Source organism: Streptococcus sp. CCUG 71758, from assembly GCF_011714815.1.
GTDB classification, from domain to species: Bacteria; Bacillota; Bacilli; order Lactobacillales; family Streptococcaceae; genus Streptococcus; species Streptococcus halitosis.
The window spans coordinates 15905-40153 of record NZ_RXXO01000004.1 but is presented as its reverse complement, the minus strand read 5'-3'; the positions used below and the strand labels follow the sequence as shown (position 1 = coordinate 40153).

Below are 24249 nucleotides of genomic sequence, written 5' to 3'. Positions count from 1 at the left end.
CTCCTTATTTTGGAATTTTTTTGCTGACTTTTTTATAGGTTTCTCTGCGATTTTCAATTTCACTGAGGAATTGCAGGTAGTTGTCAAAACGGAAGATCGCAATAGCGCCTTCTTCTACAGCCGGCTTAACCGCACAGGATGGCTCATGGGTATGAGTACAAGTACGAAACTTGCAGTCTCGACTGACACTAGCAATCTCTGGAAAGGCCTGGTTCAGCTCTTCAGCCGTTGACACTTCATAATCCAGTGATGAAAAGCCTGGTGTGTCCGCGATTTTACCCCCATTGAGGTTGTAAAAACTAACAGCTCGAGTGGTATGACGACCGCGACCTAGACTGTCTGAGATTTCTCCTGTTTCAAGATTGAGGTCTGGGGCGATTTTATTGAGGAGGGTTGATTTTCCCACACCTGTCTGCCCCATAAAGACCGTCACTTTTCCTGTCAATAAGGGCAGGAGTTCCTCCTTACTGGTCACAAAGTCATAACCAATGTCACGATAGGTTTGTTGATAAAAATCTAATTCTCCCCTATCTTCCAGCAAATCCATTTTAGAAATATAAACGATGGGGTGGATACCCTTGTGCTCCAGAAGAACCAAGAAACGATCCAGCAAATTGCTGTTGAAGTCCGGCTCCTTGACCGACATGATAACCACGGCTTGGTCAATATTGACAATAGGCGGACGGACGAGACTGTTTTTCCGTTCATGAATCTTGAGGATATAACCTTCTGAATGTTCCTCTGCAGAAAAATCTACCCAATCCCCAACATAGGGCGTGTGGCCTTTTTTGCGGAAATTTCCACGCGCACGTGTCTGATAGACTTGGCCATCACTCTCGACATAATAGAATCCTGCCAAGGCTTTAATGATTTGTCCCTGCATCTTAGAGTCCTTGTCCTTTAAGCGCATCTGCTAGACTGGCAAATTCTTCTAAGCTGAGAGCTTCACCACGTACAGATGGAGATAAGCCTGCCTGGTCCAAAGCCTTGGTCAGCTTATCCTTGACTTCATCAGTTTTCCCAAAGTAGCCTGTTAAGTTATTCCATAAGGTCTTGCGACGATGAGTGAAGCTAGCCTTGGAAACCTTAAAGAAAAAGTTCTCATCTTTTACTGCTACAGCAGGCTCTGGACGGCGCACCATTTTTAAAATGGCTGAGTCCACGTTTGGGGCTGGCACAAAGACCGTACGAGGCACGATGAAGGCAACCTTAGCTGTCATATAATACTGTACAGCAATCGACAAGCTACCGTAAGCCTTGGTATTGGGCTGTGCTGAGATGCGATCCGCCACTTCTTTTTGCATCATGACGACAAACTCACTAAAAGGAATGCCACTCTCGATTAAATGCATGAGAATAGGCGTTGTGATATAGTAGGGCAAGTTGGCTACTACCTTGATTGGCAGATCAGGATTTTTAAAATTCTGGATATGTTGCGCCAAATCGACCTTGAGAATGTCCTCGTTGACTACTGTTACATTGTCAAAATCACGTAAAGTATCTGCTAAAATTGGCACCAAACGGTGATCGATCTCAAATGCCATGACTTGAGCCGCACGCTCAGCCAAAAACTCCGTCAAAGCACCAATCCCTGGCCCGATTTCGATGACATTAACCTGATCATCAATTTCAGCCGTATCCACGATTTTTTGAAGGATATTGGTATCCGTCAGGAAATTTTGCCCGAAGGACTTTTTAAAGGTAAAACCGTGACGCTCCAGCACTGCCTTAGTCACGCTATAATCTGCAATTCTCATTTATTCTCTTTTCTATTTATTAGCTAAAAATAATATATAAAACCCATATAATTACTAGTGCCAACAAAATCCAAAACACTAAAAGAACACGAGACTTGGTCCCTTTTGAATCAGCTCCAGTCGTATCTAGCACTTTTTTATCTTCTTGGGGGTTCATTTTCTTCAGTTCATCCTGATAGGCAACCGAATCTAGAATATTGTCTTCTGGTAATAATTCTGAAGCATAATAATCAGGAAAGCCCATAGCAAGACCAATTAAGTTCTTTTCTGTCACAGAAAAATCTAAATCTTTGGGTTGATTTTCCCGAATAGCTCGTATATTTTTTAACAGTTTATCAGAAACAACAGACACTTGGTCCATAAAAACAACATCTAAAAGATCAAATCCGAGCACATCACCGTCTTTGACATTTGCAAGAATATAGCGGACAAAGTCATCATATAGTTGCACGGATTGCGGGGCATTCTCTTCTAAAAAAGATCGGTTTTTGAGGGCATTCTGCTGGAATTTTTCAATAGAAAGCAAGATATCTACATTCTGCTCTTGGTAAAATCTTTCTGCTTGCTCTTCATCTTCTTCCAGTTTTTCTGCTGTTTCCCAGAGAGCAATCGAAGCTTTTAAATCTTCTTCATCCCAAAACAATTGCCAAAAATAGGGTATTGTGTAAATTCCCGCTGTTAGAATACGGGCTTCATCTCCGTTTTTTAAGTAAATATAACTTCTATTTGCCATATCATTTCCTTTCACAATCTTTGAAAAAGGTTAGTGGTTCAAGTAGGATGTAGATAAAACTATAAAGTTTCCAATTTTTCATGCCCAATCGAAAACCTAGACTTCATTTAAAAAGATGTTTCATAAAAGCACCAAGGGACGATAACAATACATGACCAGTTCAACCTCGGTCAGGACATCATCTGCAATTCTCATTTATTATCTTTACTAATGTAGTATGCTTCCGGGGTATAATGATAGAGCAAAACAAATAAGGGGGTCTCAGTAATTCCTTCCAGCATCTCTTTTAATACTCCATCTAGATTGATAATCTCTCCTGTTTTGGTGAAATAAACACCTTGTTCCCCATTTCGATTGCGGAGTTCCCAGGCCACATTATTTCCTTGAACAGACGGCAAATAACCTTCCTTTTCTAGAAAACCAAAAAAATCTTTCACCGTCATGTCATCAGGAACTTCAAATTCCACCTCATGAGGCAGTACATCGTCCCCCATACAGACAGAATCTCTATCAACTCGGATTTTCATTTCGATCTGTCCTTATAAGTTTCTATTTGAACGCTATCAAAATAAATCTAAGTACCTCTATTGTAACACATTCCCTTTGTATTTTTGGGTTATCTAGCTATTATCATAACTTTCCATTGTCTCTTCCACTTCTGCCAAGGTTACACCAAACAACTCTAAGCGCTTGAGGAGTTGCTTGCCGTTGGAATAGCCAATGCGGAGCTGTTCACCTAGATACTCTCGGCGTCTACGACTGTCTGCTCCCGCTAGGAAACCTAGGCGAATCAAGTCACCACGGCTGATGTCAAACTCGTTCTCGTTTTCAAATTGCTCTGTCACCTGAGCCAGCGCTGCTTTTAGATCTTCATAGCTGGCGTGTTCGATTCCCAGAGAACGTCCCTTGGACTTAGATTTGGGAACGGCCTCATCTCGCTTGAGAAAGGCATGCTGCACCGTTGGAATGGCCGTCATAATCATGCGCCGAATGCGCTCCCCATTAAAATCTGGATCTGTAAAGACAATGACTCCATGCAATTCCTGCAGGCGACGAATCCGCTCTATATCCTGGTCATTTATTGCGGAACCTCGTGTTTCATAGGTCTCTACATCAAAGTAACGTTTGAGATTGACCGTATCATCGCGACCTTCGACCACAATGACTTGGGAAATTTTTTCTTTCATCACTTGCTGTCCAATCCAAAGATACGCTCTGCATTTGCAGTCGTTGCTGCTGCTAATTCCTCGGTCGTCATCCCACGCAAGTCGGCGATAAAGTCCACCACATAACGAGTATAGGCTGTTTTGTTTTCACGGCCACGTTTAGGAACAGGAGCCAGGTAAGGCGCATCCGTCTCTACCAGAATCTTATCTAAAGGAAGCTCTCTAGCAGCTTCTTGGACATCCGTAGCTTTTTTAAAGGTCACCACTCCTGAGAAAGAAATGGTCATACCAAGCTCGACAAACTTCTCAGCCCACTCGAGAGAGCCTGAAAATGAATGCATAATCCCACCACGAGGACCAACGCCCTCGCTCTTGATAATCTCATAAGTATCTTCCAGCGCATCACGGGTATGGACCACAAAAGGCAAATTCAAATCCTTAGACAGCTGAATCTGACGACGAAAAACCTGCTCCTGCACTTCCTTAGGTGCTGTCATCCAATGGTAGTCCAGACCAATCTCACCTAAAGCGACAACCTTGTGATGTTTTAGTTTTTCAAGCAAGTAAGCTTCGACCTCATCTGTGTAAGTCCCTGCCTCCGTCGGATGCCAGCCAATAGTTGCGTAGAGCTGCTCATACTCATCTGCTAACTCTAGGGCTCGCTCAATGGTCGGTTTATCAAAACCAACAATATTCATCTGTGTCACACCCATCTCAGCAGCCAGGGCGAGTTCTTCTGCCTCGCGTCCTGCAAATTCTTCTACATTTAAATGTGTGTGCGTATCAAAAATCATCTCTTCTAACCTCATTCTTCCATCTATTATACCAAAAATAGCATCCCTCGGCTTGGAAAAATATCCAAAAACCAGTCATTCTCCCTTGACTGCCCTTTTTCAAAGCAGTATAATAACACTTATTGAAATTTTCATCAAAGGAAAAGAAAATGTTTAGAAAATTAAAATATACCTTTATCGGTCGACCACTCAAGTCTCTCACAGACGGCGAAGGGGGATTACTTGGAAAAATGCAGGCACTTGCAATGTTATCCAGTGATGCCCTGTCTTCTATTGCCTATGGACCCGAACAAGTCATTCTCGTTTTAGTTAGCCTCTCTCCTCTCGCCATTTGGTGGAGCCTCCCTATCGGTATTTTTGTCCTCTTACTGCTCGCTAGTTTGACCATTTCCTATCGTCAAATTATTCACGCCTATCCTCAAGGAGGAGGGGCTTATATGGTCACTCGGGAAAACCTCTCCCCTGAACTAGGCTTGATTGCAGGGGGCAGCCTCCTTGTTGACTATATGCTGACAGTAGCCGTATCCGTTGCTTCTGGAGCTGATGCTATTACAGCAGCCATCCCTGCCCTCCATCCCTACAATCTTCATATCTCTATTTTCCTAGTCTGCCTGCTCATGCTCTTGAATTTAAGAGGCTTGAAAGAATCTGCCAGCTCTCTGATGATTCCCGTCTACCTCTTTATCTTCAGTACCGTCTTTCTCTTGCTTTATGGATTCTTTCAACTATTTACAGGGTCCCTAAACTATCAGGCGACTTCAACCATTGGACAAACTGTTCCGAGCCTTTCCATCGTTCTCCTACTAAGAGCCTTTACCAGTGGCTCTGCCTCTCTGACAGGGGTTGAAGCTATTTCAAATGCGGTACCATTTTTCAAAACTCCGAAAGAAAAGAATGCTGCTCAAACTTTGACCATCATGTCGCTGATTTTAGGATTTCTTTTTGCAGGCATTACCTTCCTAAACTACTGGATGGGTATCACTCCTCAACACGGAGAAACCATCCTCTCGCAAATGGCCAAGGGTATTCTTGGTGATTCATTCTTTGGTCATGCTAGCTACTATCTCTTCCAGTTCTCGACAGCCTTAATTCTAGCTGTAGCTGCAAATACTGGCTTTTCAGCCTTCCCTATGCTGTCCTACAATATGGCCAAAAACAAATACATGCCCCATCTCTTTATGGAAAAAGGGGATCGCCTTGGCTACTCCAACGGTATCTTAACTCTGGCTTTTGGAGCTATGATCCTTCTTCTCATTTTTAATGGGAATACTGAACGCTTGATTCCTCTTTATACTATCGGGGTCTTCGTTCCCTTTGCCCTTTCTCAGACTGGGATGATTCGCCATTGGAAAAAGGAAAAAGGAGCAAACTTCTTAAAATCTGCCTTCGCTAATATCCTTGGGGCCATCATTTGTTATGCTATTGTCCTCATTTTACTCCTCTTCAGACTGGGTGATATCTGGCCATTCTTCCCAATTATCCTAGTCTTAACCTTCCTCTTTTTGTCCATCCACAACCATTACCAAAAGGTGGCTAAACAACTACGACTCTACGAAGGAATTGAAAAGCGCACTTATGACGGCAACCTTGTCCTTGTCCTAGTAGGAAATGTTACTCGAGTAAGTATCGGAGCCATTAACTACGCTCAAAGTATCGGTGATGAAGTGTTGGCCATGCACATTTCTACTAAAGAAACGGCAGAAAAAGACCAAGAAATTCTTCAGGAATTTGCCGATTACTTCCCAAGTATCACTCTGAAGAATATCAATACCAGCTACCGCGATATCATCACCCCTAGCGTCAAGTATGTCAAACGAATCGCCCAAGAAGCTAAGCAAAAAAACTACACCGTTACAGTTCTTGTACCGCAGTTTATCCCTAACAAGCCTTGGCAAAATATCCTGCACAATCAAATGAGCCTTAAACTAAAATACGCTCTCAGATGGCACGAAGACGTCGTTGTCGCTAGCTACTCTTATCACTTAAAAGAATAAACAAAAACTCAAAATCAGTAACTTATATCTGGTTTTGAGTTTTTTGTATGTGACCTTTTAAATGAGCCCTCTATGAGTTCCATTTGAAATTGAAGATTTCGTAGACAGTTCACTATGTAGGATAAAAAGAAAAGCCAGTAGACTCGAGTTCCTACTGACTTCTTTGCTGAATTTGTTTGGATTATGCAGCCAAAACTTTGCGTCCTTTACGACGACGAGCTGCCAATACGCGACGACCGTTTTTAGTTGACATACGGTTACGGAATCCGTGTTTGCGCGCACGACGAATTTTACTTGGTTGATAAGTACGTTTCACGATGAATACCTCCTCATAGATTTTGTATTCGTTTAGCCGGCTATAAAGTGATCAGTTACTAAACATACTTTACTATTCTATCTGATTCTGATACTTTTGTCAATAGCTCTAGGCAAATGTTTCCAGCTTTTTCTCATGTAAGCCCTATCTACGATACTGTTTCAAGAAACGAGTCATCTTTTCTTGGATTTGTGCTAATTCATCTACACGAGGGAGGTAAACGATACGGAAATGGTCTGGTTCTTGCCAGTTAAAACCGCGACCATGAACCAAGAGAACCTTCTCTTGCTTCAAGAAATTGAGGACAAACTGTTCATCATCATCGATGCGATACATATTGCGGTCGATTTTAGGGAAGATATAAAGACCCGCCTTCGGCTTGACCGCAGACAAACCTGGAATATCTTGAATAGCATTGTAAATGAAATTTCTTTGCTCGTAGATCCGTCCACCAGGAAGGAGCAATTCATCCACCGACTGGTGCCCACCTAACGAGGTTTGTACGACTTGCTGGGCCAAAACGTTAGAGCAAAGACGCATGTTAGATAGCATATTAAGACCTTCAATATAGCCCTTGACATGTGTCTTAGGTCCAGATAAGACCATCCATCCTATACGGAAACCAGCGATACGGTGAGATTTTGAAAGACCATTCATGCTGACACAGAAGACATCTGGAGCCAGACTAGCTACTGAGACATGCTCATGACCGTCCATGACCATGCGGTCATAAATCTCATCTGCAAAGATGATCAAATCGTTTTGACGAGCAATCTCGATAATCTCTAACAAAAGTTCCTTGGGATAGAGGGCTCCTGTAGGATTATTTGGATTGATGAGAATAATAGCCTTGGTATTTGAAGTGATTTTTGACTTGATATCATCAATATCAGGGTACCATTCTGCAGCCTCATCACAGATATAGTGGACGGCATTTCCCCCAGCTAGGCTGACAGCCGCTGTCCAGAGAGGATAGTCCGGCATGGGCACCAAGACCTCATCTCCATTGTCCAAAAGTCCCTGCATGGACATGACAATCAGTTCACTGACACCATTTCCAAGGTAGATATCATCAATATCCACATTTGGGAATTTCTTCAGTTGGCAATACTGCATGATAGCCTTACGGGCTGAGAAAATCCCTTTAGAATCAGAGTAACCTTCGCTATCACGCGCATTCATAATCAAATCATGAATGACCTCATCTGGCGCTGTAAAGCCAAATTCTGCTGGATTCCCTGTATTCAGGCGTAAAATCTTTTCTCCGTTTGCTCGCATACGCATGGCTTCTTCTAAAACAGGACCACGGATATCATAAGCAACATGCTCTAGCTTGCTAGATTTGTTAAATTCTTTCATCTTTTTTCCTCAATTCGTCAGGATAGTAACATTATACCACTAGAAAGTCGCTGCGACAAGCTTCCATAAACAAGGAAGTAAAAGAAAAAACATTGACAAAGAGAATCCTCACCAATTCTCTTTTCTTTTATTTCTATATACGCACTAAGTCTATGACCAACAATATGGTTTAAAATATGATTTTTACTTTACTTCTTTAGTGAAAAGGGTTACAATAAAAGTAAGAAAATTTCAGGAGGTTTCATTATGGCACAACGTTACCAAAATGTTATGGTCGCAATTGATGGTTCTAAAGAAGCGGACTTGGCTTTCGTCAAAGGTGTTTACACTGCTCTACGCAATGAATCCAAGCTCACCATTGTCCATGTTATTGACACACGCGCTCTTCAAAGCGTATCTACCTTTGATGCTGAAGTTTACGAAGAACTCCAAGCCGATGCTGAAAGCATGATGAAAGAGTATGAAAAGCGTGCAAAAGACGCTGGTTTAACGAATATCCACATCGTCATCGAAATGGGAAATCCCAAAACTCTCCTCGCTCGGACGATTCCGGACGCAGAAAATGTTGACTTGATTTTAGTTGGTGCTACAGGTCTCAATGCCTTTGAACGCCTCTTAGTCGGTTCTTCATCTGAATATATTCTCCGCCATGCAAAAGTCGATTTGCTGGTCGTAAGAGAAAGTGAAAAAACATTATAATTATTAAAAAAGGAGCTTAGAGCTCCTTTTTGTTACTTATTATTTCTATTTCTTTCTTTATGTCGCTCATAAGCCTTAAGCTGACGTTGTAGCTCCTGTTTAATGGCAGGTTCTGGAGCATATTTTTCTTCCCAGTCATCCGGTTTTAAAATCTTGTGCGTAACTGGGTCAAAATGAGCTTTTCCATCAGGGAAAACCTTCCCCATATTTGCTTCATGGACAATATCAAAAATGCGTTCTGGATCCACTCCCATCAAAACAAAACTACCGTACGTGAAATACAGTGTGTCGATCAAAGCATCCACTTGACCGACCAGATTTTGCTTAACAGGTGTCTTTTTCGCCACTTTCTCTGCCGCCTTATCAAGTGCCTCATGCATGCTTGCAAGGGAGTCTTGGAATTCTTCCTCCGAAGAACTTGCTGCACGAACAAACTCCACTAATTCTTCAATTTTAAAGTCTGCGCGGTGGGTTGCACCTTCAGCATCCCATGCCTGTGGTTCTTCTTGAGTTCGCTCATCCATCATGTGGTGGAAGGTCTTGACCTTATTAAAGTGGTAGTCTCGACTGACAAACACTTTTTCTGAAGCCAAAACACCAAAGTGCTCGAGCGCCTTGTGGATACCATCTTGTTGATTACTTGCCGTAATATGCTTGGCAACTTCTTTGACACTGCTACTGCCATTCCCCATAGCGACCGACATACCAACACCCGCCAACATTTCCAGATCGTTGTCTGAATCACCAAAGGCCATGACTTGGTTGAGATCAAAGCCATATTCTTTCCCGACTCGGCGAATGCCTTCTAATTTGGAATTTCCTTGGTTAATGATATCTGCTGCAAAAGGATTGCTTCGAGTTAATTTCAAATCTTCAAAATCAGCTGCTGCCTTCTCAGATTCCTCTGGCGTCATCAGCATCAAAACTTGATAAATGGGTTGATTAATCAAGTTAAGCAGGTCGTCTTCCTTTTGAGGAACTGCCTTGCTGACCATTCGATTAAAGGAACGGCTAACGGTTCTTGTCAGAACAGTCGGAATAAAACGACTAACCAGTTGAGAAAAGGATCCGAGACCAAATGACATAATTTTCGAACCAACAACGGCATGCTCGGTTCCAAGAGCGATTTCTTTACGCTCCTTTTTAGCATAAGCAATCAGTTGACGCAGGCTTGACTTAGCAATCGGACTTGCAAAGAGTACCTTTTCTTTATTAAAAATGTATTGGCCATTGTAGGTAACCGCAAAATCCAAGTCCAAGTCTTCCATCAATTCCTTGACAAAAAACGGCCCTCGTCCTGTCGCTACTCCAACAAGTACCCCTTGCTCTTTGACAATCTTAATCGCGTCCTTAGTGGATTTCAAAACACTCTTACGATCGTTGACTAGCGTTCCATCGATATCAAAAAAAACAGCTTTGACTTCCATCCTATTCCATTCTCCCCTTTTGTGTTACAATGATTATACCACATTTCAGAAAGAGTGACTAAATCATGCCTAAGAAAATCCTTGTTTTACATACAGGTGGGACTATTTCCATGCAAGCAGACGCCACTGGTGCCGTTGTAACTAGTCAGGACAATCCCATGAACCATGTTTCCAATCCACTTGAAGGGATTGAGGTTCATGCCCTAGACTTTTTTAATCTGCCAAGCCCTCATATCAAACCCAAGCATATGCTTGCACTCTATCATAAGATTAAAGAGGAAGCTGATAACTACGATGGAGTTGTCATCACACATGGTACAGATACCTTAGAAGAAACTGCTTACTTCCTTGATACCATGAAAATTCCTCCCATCCCCATCGTTCTAACAGGGGCCATGCGTAGTTCAAACGAACTTGGTAGCGATGGTGTTTACAACTATCTGAGCGCTTTGCGAGTTGCCAGCGATGATAAAGCAGCCGACAAGGGCGTTTTGGTCGTCATGAACGATGAGATCCACGCAGCCAAGTATGTTACCAAAACTCATACGACCAACGTCAGCACCTTTCAAACCCCAACACATGGACCACTTGGCCTCATCATGAAGCAAGAAATCCTCTACTTCAAAACGGCCGAACCTCGTGTCCGTTTTGATCTCGAGCATATTCAAGGTCTGGTTCCCATCATCTCAGCCTATGCAGGTATGACAGACGAGCTGATCGATATGTTAGACTTGGAACAACTGGATGGCCTAGTCATTCAGGCCTTTGGAGCAGGCAATGTTCCCAAAGAAACAGCTCAAAAGTTGGAAAATCTCCTCCAAAAAGGAATTCCAGTCGCCTTGGTCTCACGATGTTTTAATGGTATTGCTGAACCTGTCTACGCCTACCAAGGTGGAGGAGTGCAGTTGCAACGAGCTGGTGTTTTCTTTGTCAAAGAACTCAACGCTCAAAAAGCGCGCCTCAAATTATTAATTGCCCTTAATGCTGGACTAAAAGGACAAGCTTTGAAAGACTATATGGAAGGCTAATCCTCTTCTCTAGAACACAAAATCAGGAAATCTCACGATTCCCTGATTTTTTCTATTTACGTTTTCGTGTAGAGCGACGTTCTGTCAAACCATGAGGCAAGAGAACTTCACGTTCTTCCAACTCTTCCTTATGCATAATCTTCGTCAACATACGCATGCTGATAGCACCTAAGTCATAAAGAGGTTGGGCAATAGTTGTCAAGTTTGGACGAGTGAATCGTGCAATCTGAGAGTCATCTGTCGTAATGATTTCAAACTCTTCTGGCACAGACACACCGTGGTCAGCCAAACCATTCAACACACCCGCAGCCAATTCATCACCTGTTACAACTGCGGCTGTAGCTTGTGATGAAATCAAGCGTTCTGCCAAGGCATAGCCATCGTCATAGCTGTATTTTGATTCGAAGACCAAGCCCTCGCTATAAGAATGTCCAGCTTTTTTCAAGGCTTCCTTGTAACCGATCAAACGAACCTTGCCATTGATATCATCAACAAGTGGTCCACTCACAAAAGCAATCTTTTCGTTTTCTTTGAGAAGGTAGCTTACAGCATCAATCGTTGCTTGTTTGTAGTCGATATTGACACTTGGAAGTTGGTGTTCTACATCCACAGTACCAGCAAGAACAACCGGTGTCCGTGAACGAGAAAACTCTGAACGAATCTTTTCAGTCAAGTGATAGCCCATAAAGATAATCCCATCGACTTGTTTTGAAAAGAGAGTGTTGACCACTGAAACTTCCTTTTCATCATCCTCATCACTATTTGCTAGGACAATGTTATACTTGTACATTTCAGCAATGTCGTCAATCCCCTTAGCAAGTGTTGAGAAATAACCATTGGTAATGTTCGGAATCACAACTCCGACTGTCGTTGTTTTCTTGCTAGCTAAACCACGGGCTACCGCATTTGGTCGATAGTCCAAGCGATCAATCACTTCTAGGACTTTTTTTCGAGTGTTCTCTTTAACATTCTTGTTGCCATTAACGACACGGCTAACTGTTGCCATCGAAACTCCTGCTTCACGGGCGACGTCATAAATCGTTACTGTATCATCTGTGTTCATTCCGTTTCCTTTCTATAATGAAAATTTCGCTTTCACGCATCTACTTACTCCATTTTATCACTTATTGTAAACACTTTCAAGTATTTTTAGGAGAAACTTTGAAAAAATTTCATTCTTCATTCTCATTTTGAAAAAGCGAGTAGGTTTCCTTGATTTTTCAGCTTTTTTACTGTATGATAAGAAAAATAAAAGGAGGAAGGAAACATGGCTTTTACAAATACCCAGAGACGTTCGGCCAGTTTTGGTGTTGTGACCAGCTTACCTGATGATGTTATTGACTCTTTATGGTTCATTATCGATCATTTTTTGAAAAACATCTTTGAATTAGAAGAAGAACTTGAATTTCAGCTTCTCAACAACGAGGGGACAATTACCTTCCATTTCTCTAGTCAGAACCTTCCGACTAGCATTGATTTTGATTTCAATCATCCTTTTGATCCGCTTTACCCTCCTAGGGTCCTTGTTGTAGACATGGACGGTAGAGAAACCATCCTCCTTCCAGAAGAAAATGACCTATTTTAAAAACTCTAGCTTCTCGGCGTAAATTGCTGAGGAACTAGAGTTTTCTTTTTCTAATAAATGGATCGACTGACAACTAGACCGTTGGGTTTTGTATACTCTAAGTCAAGATAATCCTGATAAGTCCCTGGTACAATGAAACCTTGGGGACTCAATATATCAGTCCCAGCTTTTCCTACGATAGAGTCTGCCAGCAAGACACAATTGGTACTGAGAACGAAGTAGGTCTTAAACTCGGATGAGCTGAATTTATAGAGGGTCGCATCTGCTTCCTCTTTTAGTTGGTAGGAGTAGGTATGCTTGACCTCTCCCTCTCTTCTTTTCATCAACTGCGAACTTGGTTCCCAAGGAATTAACAGGTCTTCTATCTCCGCTAGGCGAGCTTGGATAGCTGTTTTCTGTTGGTCCGTCAAACTCAGACCATAAGCAAACAAGGTCTTCTGACTTTCTCTCTTACAGAGCTCGATGTATTTTTCCCGATTGGCCTTAAACAAAACACCGTCTCCAACCATGCCGAATAAACGCTCCGAGTGAGGATCATACGAACCATAGGAAATAACCTGCCCTTGATAACAAATATCCACATGTCCCATGGCGAGGAAGAAAGAGGTTTCTGAGGTATGGATAAAAATTTCCAGATCAACCGTCTGGTCGTTTTTTCTTTCCGAATGAACTTCCCCTTCTTGGCTTTCATGATTTGCCAGCCACTCATTTAGTTTTCGCAAGGTGCTGATAGGAATCAGAGCCGTCACAAAGATAGGCAGGGTCATTCGCATATGCCGCTTCAGCTTGGGATTGTTTTCTATCTTTTCAAAAAAGAAACCGTCCCGAAGGCTACTAGCCCCTAGCATGAGCAAGTAAAACCCAAGCAAGAGCAATTCAAAATTTGCTGCATCGTGAAAAGGAGAGATGCTATAAAGCCCGAATCCTATCATCCATACAGCATCGAAGAGATGATGGAGCCGAGGATGAATAGCATTTTTTCGATAGAGAGACCAGGTCACAAGACTAATGCCACCCGTAAACAGCTGGTAGCTCGCAATGACAAAGACTAGGAGATAGAGGGTAAGGTCTTGCAAGATGATAGAGTCAAACACCAGAGCCGCGACCACCAGCTTGGCCAAGGTTACAAAGATATTTTCCCGACGTTTTTTATCCTGAAACCAGCGAGTCAACAAGTGCCAAACTGCTGACAAGGAAAAGTAGCCCATCAGCAACTGGTACCCCATTCGCGGAATAACTTGTCCAAATCGAATCAAGAGAAGCCCTAAAACAATAGCAAGTAGTCCCTCCCCGATACTCTTCCACTTGCTATAGGTCTCGGAAAGTTTAGGCATTTCCTTGCTCCAACTGGTCAACCAAGTATCGAATTGGTTGCTTTAGGATCGGATGGATAAAATGGGGAGCTATTTCCACTAACGGCTCAAGAACAAAGAGGCGTTCTACTATATAAGGATGAGGCAAGATGAGGTCGTCTGTGTAGATTACTTGGTCTTCCACAAAAAGCAGGTCCAAATCAATCAAACGAGGCCCCCAATGCACCTCTCGAACCCGTCCCATTTCTGACTCAATAGCTAATAATGTTTCTAACAAGACTGGTGCTGGTAGCCAGGTTTCTACTTCAATCACCTGATTGGCAAAGCTATCCTGCTCCACACCACCCCAAGGTTCCGTCGCCAAGACACTGGACTCTTTGAGAATATGGATGCCACGAGCTCGCAGGTTGTCAATGGCTTTTTCCAAGTTTGCTTGCTTATCTCCCATATTGCTTCCTAGGGCGATAAAGGCCCGTTGTTTGCGACGGCGAATGGTCACCGAGCAGGTATCCAACGGTAAATGCACTGGAGCCCAAGGTTTTTTTAGTTCCAACTCAATCTCTTGGACAAGAGGATAGGTCTCAAAGGTACGCTCAACTAGTTTGTAGGCTACCGTTTCAATCAAGTCCTCAGTGGTTTCCTGAAACCAAGTCGTCCACTGCTGACACAGTTCTCCGTAATGGACAGATGCTGTTAAATCCAATTCTGTAGCAGCCTTGGTCATATCATAGGATAAGCTTGCGGAAATAACAAACTTCTGCCCCAATTCTTTCTCACTTGGAAAGAGACCATGATAGGCAAAAATTTCCAAATCTTTAATCTGCAGTTGATCCATAACTAGTCCTTTCTAGAAAAATCCGCATGAAGCGGATTCTTTTTATAGTCCCATTAAACGATAAGCCTGGTCTCGGAGGTCCTTATCTGTTTCAAATAGACCACGAGCGACTGTTGTCAAAGTCGCAGTGCCTGGTTTTCTGACACCACGCATGCTCATACACATATGTTCCGCCTCAATAACAACAAAGGCTCCCTTAGCCCCTAGATAGTCCATCAAGGCATCAGCCACTTCGATATTCAAACGTTCTTGAATCTGTGGTTTCTTAGAGTAGACTTCAACCGTACGAGCTAGCTTGGACAAACCTGCCACACGACCATCTGGAATATAGGCAATGTGCGCTCTCCCATAAAAGGGCAAGAAGTGGTGCTCACACATGGTGTGGAAAAAGATATCCTTCTCCACCACCATATTATCGTCGATAATCTCAAAGGATTTTGACAAGTGTTCCTCAGCAGTTTGGCCAAGACCTGAAAAAATTTCTTGGTACATACGGGCTACACGAGCAGGTGTCTCCTGCAAGCCCTCGCGGTTAGCGTCCTCACCAACAGCCTCGATAATCATTTTTACAGCTGCTTCAATCTTTTGTGTATCCATTCTCTAGTTATTCCTCTCCATTAGGTAGGCTCTCACTTGGCTCAAAAAATACAAGGAACCCGTGACAATCCTAACTGTTTGTTTCTCTTCATTTTTATCTGTCAATTTTTGCTCTAGAAAATCCTGCCAACTTTGGTAATTGAGTTTTCGAGAAGCTGCAACTTCTTGCATCACTTTCTCATCCGTCGCCCGACTATCATCAAAATAAGTCAGAGTCAGTTGACTATCCGGCACCGTCTCTAGCAAATCCAACATATCCTCCAAAGCCTTGGTTTTGATACAAGTAAAGAGGATTTCCTTATGATAATCCGCAAAGCGTTCTTGTAAAGTAGTTAACAAAGCCTTGATAGCATGGGGATTATGAGCCCCATCCAAAATCATCATAGGTTCGCTAAACAGAACCTCCAAACGCCCTGGCCATCTTGTTTCTTCCAAGGCTTGAGCAAGCAAGTCATTGCTAGCTAATTCTTGCCCAATCTCTTGGCAATAAATGTCTAGAAGAGCAAGTGCCATCCCTGCATTCTCGATCTGATGCAAACCAAGCAGACCTGTTTGAAAGCGACCTTGTCTGACAGGACTTGTATAGTCAAAGACCTCGCCCGTCACCACACTTTCTTGATAACCAACCTGATAATCTGTCCCATAGGCAATTCTCGGCGCATCTTTCCCTTCCGCAATGCGGCCAATAACAGCCAAGGCTTCTGGAGCAATGCGACCTGTCACCAAAGGAATGCCTTGTTTGATAATACCAGCCTTCTGTTCTGCTATGGCCTCTACAGTATCACCAAGCAGGGCTACATGGTCCAAGCCAATAGTCGTAATTCCTGTCAGAATGGGCTGACAGACATTGGTGCTATCCAGAAGTCCACCCATGCCGACTTCCATGATGGCCACATCAACTTTTTCAGTGGCAAAATAATCATAAGCTAGGGCAGTGATAATCTCAAACTCGGTTGTTCCCTGCAAATTGTCAGCAGATTCTCTCTCAAGCAAAGACTGATAGTCTGCCATGAGAGCTTCTAGTTTCGCTTTGGGGATGGATTCCCCATTGATGCTAATCTGGTCTGTGTAATGAATGAGATAGGGCGAGCTGAACACCCCAACTCTCAGTCCTAGCTTTTCCAGCATCTTTTTCAAAAAAGCAATGGTAGACCCCTTGCCGTTGGTCCCTCCGATATGGATGACCTTGAGTTTGAGATGGGGATTGCCTCGCAGAGCTAGGAGTTCTACCATGCGTTCCAAGCCAAAATGCGGTTGGTCCGTCCGGTAGTGGGCAATCCATTGATTGTTTTGAATTTCGTTCATCTTATTTATATTGTTTTAAATCTAGATTTTCTGCATCATCTGCCAATCGAATAGCTGACGCAATTTCAACCGCCATCCTATGACTGGCTACATCGTGCACGCGCACCACTTCCACACCCTGTCTCGCAGCGATACTGGTTACATGAGCCGAAGCTGTGTCCCGATTGCGGAAACCGACTTCCGTTTCAGGATTAACTTCAAAGCCATTTTCCTCCAGGATATTAATGACAAACCGCTTACGCGAAACTCCAAGAAAGATCGGATATCCTTGCTGGTGTAATTTATCAAGGTCCCGTAGAAGGAGTAGATTTTCCTTCTTGGTGAGACCAAAGCCAATCCCTGGATCCAGCAAAATGTTTTCTCTTGCAATTCCAGCTTCCTCCGCTCTCGCTAGAGCACGTTCAAAGAAAGCCTCCATCAAGTCTTCGATTGGCACTTTTTCAAAGTCAGCTAACTCTTCTTCTGTAAAAGCTTGCCCAAAACCAAAATGAGGAAATATGAGTGAACTAGGGTGCTGAGGTCGAGCCATAACTGGATTAAACATGATAACCACTTTTGCTCCAGCCTTAGCAACCACATCCGCCATTTTTTCATCACCCATAAGACCCGTGATGTCATTTACCAGATTGGCACCAGCAGCCAAAGCAGCCTCTGCCACCTGACTTTTCCATGTATCGATAGAAATGAGGACATCACTTTCCTCACGGATAGCTTTAATCACTGGAACAACACGCTGGATTTCCTCTTCTATCTCAACATAGCTACTGCCCGGCCGAGTCGATTCTCCACCGATATCGAGCATGCACGCTCCTTCTGCTATCAATTTACGGGCTTGCTGGAGCGCCTGCTCAAGAGCAAAAAACTGCCCACCATCCGAAAAGGAATCTGGGGTTACATTGATAATGCCGCAAATGGCTGTTTTTACGTGGTTGACTTTATTGGACATAACGGTCACTTCCTTAAGGTTCTTTACCATATTATCTCTCTATTTTACCATAAAAAGAAAAAGATGGACACGCTAGTATTCATCTTTTCCAAGTAGGTCAATGGTTTAGAATGATAGACCTAGATTTCTACTAATCAATACCAATAAGGCCAACAAACAAAATGCAATACCATTGAGAATCATATGAAGCAAAATGGACATCTCCAAGCGCTCAGTCTTATAGGCTGTCCAAGTCAAAACCGTTGACATTCCTCCATAAATAATCACAGAAGGTAAATTGGTTGGCATATGGAGTAAGGCAAAGACGATTGCACCAACAACAAAGCCAAGTTTTTCTTTTCCACGGAAGATCTTTTTTGGAATAATTCCACGACACAAAATTTCTTCACAAATCGGCGCAATCAAGACTAGTAGGAAGAAAGTTGAAATCAAGGAACTATTCTGAACCAAACCATTCAGTATTGATTGGTTATTGGTTGTTGCCTCATTTGTTAGTCGAAGCAGGAGTGAACCCAAGAGATTTGTCGCAAAAATCACCAGATAACTCAGTACCAAGCGAGCCAAGTCTTTTGCCTTAAAAAAGGATAGATTAAAAGTAGCAAGTTGTGTTTTTCGTGCACCAATAATGAATACAATCAAAACGACTATGGATAGAGCACCTACTAAGAGCCCTGACTGTAAAATCGGAAACTGTTTGTTTGCTAAAAACAAAGCAAGTCCTATGGGAAATTGAGATAGAACAAAAGCTACCAAAAGGATGATCACCCATTTCCCTCTGTTTAAAACCTCTTGCCAAATCGTCTTATCTTCCATGATGTACCTCCTTATAATTAAAAAGGGGAGACTCCCCTTTTTCTATTATATCATTTATAGCGCCATACTGATATAGTTAAGGATAAACAAGGCATCCAAAATCCAAATCATCGCGTGCACGTCCTTTGCTTGACCTTTGACAACTTTTGTTAACGTATAAGTCAAGAAACCAACTGCAATCCCTTGTGTGATAGAGTAGCTGAATCCCATGAAGATAGATGTAAAGAAGGCAGGGACAGCTTCAGCCATATCATCCCAATGGATGTTTTTCAAACTACCAAGCATCATAATCCCAACGATAATCAAAATTGGAGCCGTCGCAGCTGATGGAACAATTGCCAAAAGTGGACTAAAGAAACTTGAAATTGCAAAACAAATCGCAACCACTAAGGCAGTTAATCCAGTACGTCCACCTGCACCAATACCAGCAGCAGACTCGACATAAGTCGTTACGTTTGAAGTACCTGCGATGGCACCAATTGAAGTACCAATCAAGTCAGAGTAAAGAGCCTTATCTAACTTATCTGATTGGTGATTTTCACCATTTGTTGCTACGATACCGACTTTTTCACCTGTACCGATCAAAGTACCAATTGTGTCAAAAATATCTGTCAACGAGAAGGCCAGAATAGCCATAAGTGTTTCCGGTAGACGAGCAGTGTCTGAGATTAAAGCACCCAATCCTTGTGAGCCAAGTGCTGCACCAAAGATTGTCTTCAAATCTTCAAAGGCTGCACCTACATGGTTATTAGAAAAATCAATGCTTGATACATCAACCAAACCAACAGCGATAGCAAGAACTGTCGTTGTTAGAATAGAAAGGATGATTCCTCCCTTGATACCCTTAATAACAAAGAAAATCGTAATCGCCAAACCTGCAATAGCCACTAAAACAGCCGGATTATTAAAGCTAACCAAGCCTGGAACTGCTGAAGAATTTGCTGTAATGGCTGCTTGCGCCTTATCAGCACCTTCACCGGCAACTGTATAATTTCCTGGATCGATAGAGAATTTCAAAAGGCCAGCATTCTTAATCCCTACATAAGCAAGAAAGACACCGATACCTGCTGAAATCGCAGAACGAAGAGCGTTTGGAATTGACTCAATGATCATTTTCCGAACATTTGTTAAGGTAATGATTAGTGAAATAATCCCACAGATAAAGACCATAGCCAAGGCCTCTTGCCATGAATAACCAAGTCCAAATACGACTGTAAAGGTAAAGAAGGCATTGAGTCCCATACCTGGTGCTTGAGCGTATGGCAGGTTCGCATAGAAAGCCATCATCAGAGTACCAGCTACCGCACCAATAATCGTTGCTAGGAAGACACCTTGAGCAGGCATCCCTGTCTGCGCAAGCATTTGTGGGTTTACAAAGAGAATGTAACTCATTGCAAAGAAAGTTGTTAAACCAGCGAGAACCTCCGTACGAACGTCTGTTCCGTTCTCTTTTAGTTTAAATAGTTTGTCCATCATAAATCTCCTTTTGTTTTTTACGAACAATATGAGTATTATATCATTTATCATTCACCTTTTCAATATGTTTGTTTGAATTATTTAACAAAATGAAATTTTTATTTTTTGTTTTGAGTCTGTTTTTCTTCTTTCTTTTTGATATAATAGTAGACATCTTATCTGGAATCTACTAGGAAGGTTTATATGACAAAAAAAATTATTGCAGTCGATTTGGACGGAACCTTGCTCAATAGCGAAAGCAAGCTCTCCGATTTTACCAAAGAGACAATCAAAAAAATTTCAGAAAAAGGGCACCATGTTATCATCACGACGGGGCGTCCGTATCGCATGGCAAAAGACTTCTACCGCGAACTAGAGCTACATACTCCTATGATTAACTTTAATGGTTCCCTTACCCATCTACCAGGACAGGCTTGGGAGCACGAAAGATGCTTAACCTTGGACAAAAAATATCTCCTAGATATGGTCAAACGTAAAGAGGATATCCAGGCCGACTTTATTGCAGGAGAATACCGTAAGAAATTTTACATTACAGCTCCGAATGAAGAAATTGCGGACCCTAAACTATTTGGCGTAGAGAACTTCCAACCAGAAAATCAATTCAAACCCGAACGAGTAACCAAGAATCCTAACTGCATTCTCTTGCAAACAAGGGTTGAGGACAAATACGCTCTAGCGGACGAGATGAATCGTTTTTATCAGCACCAACTAGCTATCAACACCTGGGGTGGGCCACTCAACATCCTCGAGTGTACTCCCAAGGGTGTAAACAAAGCCTTTGCTCTAGAGTACTTGCTCAATGTTATGAATCGTGATAAAAAAGACTTAATCGCCTTTGGTGATGAACATAATGATACGGAAATGTTGGCATTTGCAGGCAAGGGATATGCTATGAAAAACGCCAATCCTTCTCTCATTCCATATGCAGACGAACAACTTCCTCTAACCAATGAAGAAGACGGGGTAGCCCACGCTTTACAAAATTTATTCCTATAAAAAGGAAGATTGCTATCCTGCAATCTTTCCTTTTTATTTTCATTCTATTTTCATAAAGGTCACTCATTTTCAGTATTTTTATATTAAATTTTCTATTGCTATTTTCATATATTTCTTGAACTTATTTATATATTAACATTTTGTAAGCCTGTTTTCATTGAAAACTTTTACAATTTTCGAAAAAGTAGTTGATTTTTATATGAAAACGATTTATACTAGGTACGTCTGAGGTTTTTAGGAAACCTATAAGTCAAACATTTTAAAAGGAGGAATGACAATAATGAGTATCGGAATCATTATTGCGAGCCACGGCGAATTTGCTGCGGGTATTCATCAGTCAGGATCTATGATCTTTGGTGAACAAGAAAAGGTTCAAGTTGTAACCTTTATGCCAAATGAAGGTCCAGATGATCTTTACGCTAAATTCAACAACGCTGTGGCTGCATTTGACGCAGAAGATGAGGTTCTAGTATTGGCTGACCTTTGGAGTGGATCTCCGTTCAACCAAGCTAGCCGCGTGATGGGAGAAAACCCTGAGCGTAAATTTGCCATCATCACAGGGCTTAACTTGCCGATGTTGATCCAAGCCTACACAGAGCGCCTTATGGACGCGAATGCAGGTGTGGATAAAGTCGCTGCGAATATCATTACAGAAGCCAAAGATGGCATCAAGGCTCTTCCAGAAGAGCTTAACCCAGTTGAGGAAGTTGCAACTGCTGCAGCTGCTCCAGTTACCCAAGCTGCTATCCCAGAAGGAACTGTTATCGGAGACGGTAAATTGAAAATCAATCTTGCCCGTCTTGACACACGTCTTCTTCACGGACAAGTCGCAACTGCTTGGACACCAGATTCAAAAGCAGACCGTATCATCGTTGCATCAGATAACGTTGCAAACGACGAATTGCGTAAAGAATTGATCAAACAAGCAGCTCCTAACGGAGTAAAAGCCAACGTTGTCCCAATCAAAAAATTGATTGAGGTTGCAAAAGACCCTCGTTTTGGTAACACACATGCTCTTATCTTGTTTGAAACACCTCAAGATGCCCTTCGTGCCATCGAAGGTGGCGTGCCAATCAAGACCCTTAACGTTGGTTCTATGGCCCACTCAACAGGTAAAACAATGATCAATAACGTCTTGTCTATGGACAAAGATGATGTTGCAACATTTGAAAAAATGCGTGACCTCGGTGTTGAATTTGACGTACGTAAAGTACCAAATGACACGAAAAAAGATTTGTTTGACTTGATTAACAAAGCGAACGTTCAATAATTTAGAATCTTCTCTCGAACTCTTAGAAGAAAGATTTTACACTTTATATAATTAAATAGAAAAGGAATAAAACCATGTCAGATATTTCAATCATTTCTGCTATCTTGGTTGTAGTTGTTGCCTTCCTTGCAGGTCTTGAAGGTATCCTCGACCAATTCCAATTCCATCAACCAATCGTCGCATGTACCCTTATCGGACTTGTAACAGGTAACCTCGAAGCAGGTGTTATGCTTGGTGGATCTCTTCAAATGATCGCCCTTGGTTGGGCTAACATCGGAGCTGCCGTAGCTCCTGACGCTGCTCTTGCATCTGTTGCCGCAGCGATCATCTTGATCAAAGGTGGTAACTTTACTACCGAAGGTATCGCCGTCGCAACAGCTACAGCTATCCCTCTTGCCGTAGCCGGACTTTTCTTGACAATGATTGTTCGTACAATCTCAGTTGCCTTAGTTCACTCAGCTGACGCAGCTGCAAAAGAAGGAAACATTGCGGCTGTTGAACGCGCTCACTACTTTGCCCTTGTTCTTCAAGGTCTTCGTATCGCTATCCCTGCAGCCTTCCTTATCGCTATCCCTGCTTCTGCTGTTCAAGACGCTCTTGGCCTAATGCCAGAATGGTTGAATGGTGGTATGGCTGTCGGTGGTGCTATGGTCGTTGCCGTTGGTTACGCTATGGTTATCAATATGATGGCAACTCGTGAAGTATGGCCATTCTTCGCTATCGGTTTTGCTCTTGCAGCAATCTCTCAATTGACTTTGATTGCCCTTGGTGTCATCGGTGTTGCCCTTGCCTTCATCTACCTTAACCTTTCAAAACAAGGTGGTAACGGTGGCGGCGGAGCTGCGACTTCTAACGACCCAATCGGTGATATCCTAGAAGACTACTAGAAAGGGGAACAATCATGGCTGAAAAAATTCAATTATCAAAATCAGATCGTCAAAAAGTTTGGTGGCGTTCACAATTCCTTCAAGGTTCTTGGAACTACGAGCGTATGCAAAACTTGGGTTGGGCTTACTCATTGATCCCAGCTATCAAAAAATTGTACACTAAAAAAGAAGACCAAGCGGCTGCTCTTGAGCGTCACCTTGAGTTCTTCAACACTCACCCATACGTAGCTGCTCCAATCATGGGGGTTACTCTTGCACTTGAAGAAGAACGTGCTAACGGTGTTGAAATCGATGACGCAGCTATCCAAGGGGTTAAAATCGGTATGATGGGACCTCTTGCTGGTATCGGTGACCCAGTCTTCTGGTTTACAGTTCGTCCGATCCTTGGAGCTCTTGGTGCATCACTTGCTACAACTGGTAACATCGTTGGTCCTCTTCTCTTCTTCTTCGGATGGAATGCTATCCGTATGGCCTTCCTATGGTACACACAAGAATTCGGTTACAAAGCTGGATCTGAAATCACTAAAGATATGTCAGGTGGTATCTTGAAAGACATCACTAAAGGTGCTTCTATCCTTGGTATGTTCATCCTTGCCGTTCTTGTACAACGTTGGGTATCGATCAACTTTACTGTAAACCTTCCAGGTAAACAATTGGCAGAAGGTGCCTACATCAACTTCCCAGAAGGTCCTGTATCAGGTGCTGAATTGAAGGGAATTCTTGGTCAGGCTCTTAGTGGTTTGAGCTTGGATAGCGTTCAACCACAAACACTTCAAGGTCAGTTGAACGCATTGATTCCAGGATTGATGGGACTTCTCCTTACTTTCCTTTGCATGTGGTTGCTTAAGAAAAAAGTATCTCCAATCACAATCATCCTTGCCCTCTTTGCAGTTGGTATCGCAGCTCGTTTCTTCGGTATCATGTAAACCATCGAGAATATAAATAAAAAAGAA

General features: G+C 42.6%; 25 protein-coding genes. 8 read left to right on the top strand and 17 right to left on the bottom strand.

Annotation, left to right across the window (positions count from 1 at the left end; all coding sequences use genetic code 11):
- Positions 1-4: 4 nt before the first annotated feature.
- From rsgA to EKB01_RS07530, 6 genes are all read right to left on the bottom strand, one after another.
- A complete protein-coding gene (gene rsgA / locus EKB01_RS07555) occupies positions 5-883 on the bottom strand; it encodes a ribosome small subunit-dependent GTPase A (RefSeq protein ID WP_167266499.1) in 879 nt (292 codons plus the stop codon).
- A gap of 1 nt (position 884) precedes the next feature.
- A complete protein-coding gene (rsmA, locus tag EKB01_RS07550; protein ID WP_084948418.1) occupies positions 885-1757 on the bottom strand; it encodes a 16S rRNA (adenine(1518)-N(6)/adenine(1519)-N(6))-dimethyltransferase RsmA in 873 nt (290 codons plus the stop codon).
- A gap of 19 nt (positions 1758-1776) precedes the next feature.
- On the bottom strand, positions 1777-2490 hold the full coding sequence (locus EKB01_RS07545) for a dimethyladenosine transferase (RefSeq protein WP_167266378.1): 714 nt from the start codon (positions 2488-2490) through the stop codon (positions 1777-1779).
- A gap of 191 nt (positions 2491-2681) precedes the next feature.
- On the bottom strand, positions 2682-3017 hold the full coding sequence (locus EKB01_RS07540) for a hypothetical protein (protein ID WP_167266375.1): 336 nt from the start codon (positions 3015-3017) through the stop codon (positions 2682-2684).
- A 93-nt stretch (positions 3018-3110) separates the two neighbouring features.
- Positions 3111-3677, bottom strand: a complete 567-nt coding sequence (gene rnmV, locus EKB01_RS07535) for a ribonuclease M5 (protein ID WP_167266373.1) — start codon at positions 3675-3677, stop codon at positions 3111-3113.
- Positions 3677-4450, bottom strand: a complete 774-nt coding sequence (locus tag EKB01_RS07530; protein ID WP_167266495.1) for a TatD family hydrolase — start codon at positions 4448-4450, stop codon at positions 3677-3679. The genes rnmV and EKB01_RS07530 overlap by 1 nt, the downstream gene beginning before the upstream one ends.
- 149 nt (positions 4451-4599) lie before the next feature.
- On the opposite strand from EKB01_RS07530, the gene EKB01_RS07525 reads away from it, so the two are divergent.
- Positions 4600-6444: an APC family permease gene (locus EKB01_RS07525; RefSeq protein WP_167266370.1), complete on the top strand. Its 1845-nt coding sequence runs from the start codon at positions 4600-4602 to the stop codon at positions 6442-6444.
- A 181-nt stretch (positions 6445-6625) separates the two neighbouring features.
- Here the strand turns inward: EKB01_RS07525 and rpmH are convergent, their stop codons facing one another.
- Both rpmH and EKB01_RS07515 read right to left on the bottom strand, forming a co-directional pair.
- Entirely contained in the window at positions 6626-6760 is a 135-nt protein-coding gene (gene rpmH, locus EKB01_RS07520; RefSeq protein WP_000831902.1) for a 50S ribosomal protein L34, read from the bottom strand.
- A gap of 144 nt (positions 6761-6904) precedes the next feature.
- Positions 6905-8119 (bottom strand): pyridoxal phosphate-dependent aminotransferase, encoded by a 1215-nt coding sequence (locus EKB01_RS07515; RefSeq protein ID WP_000657746.1) that lies wholly within the window; start codon positions 8117-8119, stop codon positions 6905-6907.
- Positions 8120-8365: 246 nt separating this feature from the next.
- Between EKB01_RS07515 and EKB01_RS07510 the strand changes: the two genes are divergently transcribed.
- On the top strand, positions 8366-8818 hold the full coding sequence (locus EKB01_RS07510) for a universal stress protein (RefSeq protein ID WP_167266368.1): 453 nt from the start codon (positions 8366-8368) through the stop codon (positions 8816-8818).
- A 32-nt stretch (positions 8819-8850) separates the two neighbouring features.
- Here the strand turns inward: EKB01_RS07510 and EKB01_RS07505 are convergent, their stop codons facing one another.
- Complete coding sequence (locus EKB01_RS07505; RefSeq protein ID WP_167266365.1) at positions 8851-10245, bottom strand: Cof-type HAD-IIB family hydrolase; 1395 nt, start codon at positions 10243-10245, stop codon at positions 8851-8853.
- Positions 10246-10310: 65 nt separating this feature from the next.
- Here EKB01_RS07505 and EKB01_RS07500 point away from each other — a divergent pair, with 65 nt between their 5' ends.
- Positions 10311-11273: an asparaginase gene (locus EKB01_RS07500; RefSeq protein WP_007519608.1), complete on the top strand. Its 963-nt coding sequence runs from the start codon at positions 10311-10313 to the stop codon at positions 11271-11273.
- Between the two features lie 52 nt (positions 11274-11325).
- On the opposite strand, the gene ccpA is transcribed toward EKB01_RS07500, so the two are convergent.
- A complete protein-coding gene (gene ccpA / locus EKB01_RS07495; protein WP_001090635.1) occupies positions 11326-12336 on the bottom strand; it encodes a catabolite control protein A in 1011 nt (336 codons plus the stop codon).
- A 204-nt stretch (positions 12337-12540) separates the two neighbouring features.
- Here ccpA and EKB01_RS07490 point away from each other — a divergent pair, with 204 nt between their 5' ends.
- Positions 12541-12858 carry a DUF960 domain-containing protein gene (locus EKB01_RS07490; RefSeq protein ID WP_167266363.1) on the top strand — a complete coding sequence of 106 codons (318 nt, stop codon included), beginning with the start codon at positions 12541-12543 and terminating at the stop codon, positions 12856-12858.
- 50 nt (positions 12859-12908) lie between these two features.
- Here EKB01_RS07490 and EKB01_RS07485 read toward each other — a convergent pair whose 3' ends face one another.
- From EKB01_RS07485 to EKB01_RS07455, 7 genes are all read right to left on the bottom strand, one after another.
- Positions 12909-14192: a hypothetical protein gene (locus tag EKB01_RS07485; RefSeq protein ID WP_084938919.1), complete on the bottom strand. Its 1284-nt coding sequence runs from the start codon at positions 14190-14192 to the stop codon at positions 12909-12911.
- Complete coding sequence (gene folK / locus EKB01_RS07480; protein WP_084938920.1) at positions 14185-15006, bottom strand: 2-amino-4-hydroxy-6-hydroxymethyldihydropteridine diphosphokinase; 822 nt, start codon at positions 15004-15006, stop codon at positions 14185-14187. The genes EKB01_RS07485 and folK overlap by 8 nt, the downstream gene beginning before the upstream one ends.
- Before the next feature lie 42 nt (positions 15007-15048).
- Positions 15049-15603: a GTP cyclohydrolase I FolE gene (gene folE / locus EKB01_RS07475; RefSeq protein WP_000380916.1), complete on the bottom strand. Its 555-nt coding sequence runs from the start codon at positions 15601-15603 to the stop codon at positions 15049-15051.
- A 3-nt stretch (positions 15604-15606) separates the two neighbouring features.
- Positions 15607-16908: a folylpolyglutamate synthase/dihydrofolate synthase family protein gene (locus EKB01_RS07470; RefSeq protein WP_084938921.1), complete on the bottom strand. Its 1302-nt coding sequence runs from the start codon at positions 16906-16908 to the stop codon at positions 15607-15609.
- A gap of 1 nt (position 16909) precedes the next feature.
- Positions 16910-17884 (bottom strand): dihydropteroate synthase, encoded by a 975-nt coding sequence (gene folP / locus EKB01_RS07465; protein ID WP_033585464.1) that lies wholly within the window; start codon positions 17882-17884, stop codon positions 16910-16912.
- 75 nt (positions 17885-17959) lie between these two features.
- Positions 17960-18667, bottom strand: a complete 708-nt coding sequence (locus tag EKB01_RS07460; protein WP_007522447.1) for a type II CAAX endopeptidase family protein — start codon at positions 18665-18667, stop codon at positions 17960-17962.
- A 54-nt stretch (positions 18668-18721) separates the two neighbouring features.
- Positions 18722-20140 (bottom strand): NCS2 family permease, encoded by a 1419-nt coding sequence (locus EKB01_RS07455; protein WP_007522449.1) that lies wholly within the window; start codon positions 20138-20140, stop codon positions 18722-18724.
- 186 nt (positions 20141-20326) lie between these two features.
- Between EKB01_RS07455 and EKB01_RS07450 the strand changes: the two genes are divergently transcribed.
- The 4 genes from EKB01_RS07450 to EKB01_RS07435 all read left to right on the top strand — a co-directional run bounded on the left by EKB01_RS07450 (position 20327) and on the right by EKB01_RS07435 (position 24222).
- Complete coding sequence (locus EKB01_RS07450; RefSeq protein WP_007522452.1) at positions 20327-21139, top strand: Cof-type HAD-IIB family hydrolase; 813 nt, start codon at positions 20327-20329, stop codon at positions 21137-21139.
- A 280-nt stretch (positions 21140-21419) separates the two neighbouring features.
- Complete coding sequence (locus EKB01_RS07445; RefSeq protein ID WP_007522453.1) at positions 21420-22409, top strand: PTS sugar transporter subunit IIB; 990 nt, start codon at positions 21420-21422, stop codon at positions 22407-22409.
- A 74-nt stretch (positions 22410-22483) separates the two neighbouring features.
- Positions 22484-23296, top strand: a complete 813-nt coding sequence (locus tag EKB01_RS07440) for a PTS mannose/fructose/sorbose transporter subunit IIC (RefSeq protein ID WP_001280325.1) — start codon at positions 22484-22486, stop codon at positions 23294-23296.
- A gap of 14 nt (positions 23297-23310) precedes the next feature.
- Complete coding sequence (locus EKB01_RS07435; RefSeq protein ID WP_167266360.1) at positions 23311-24222, top strand: PTS system mannose/fructose/sorbose family transporter subunit IID; 912 nt, start codon at positions 23311-23313, stop codon at positions 24220-24222.
- Positions 24223-24249: the final 27 nt, after the last annotated feature.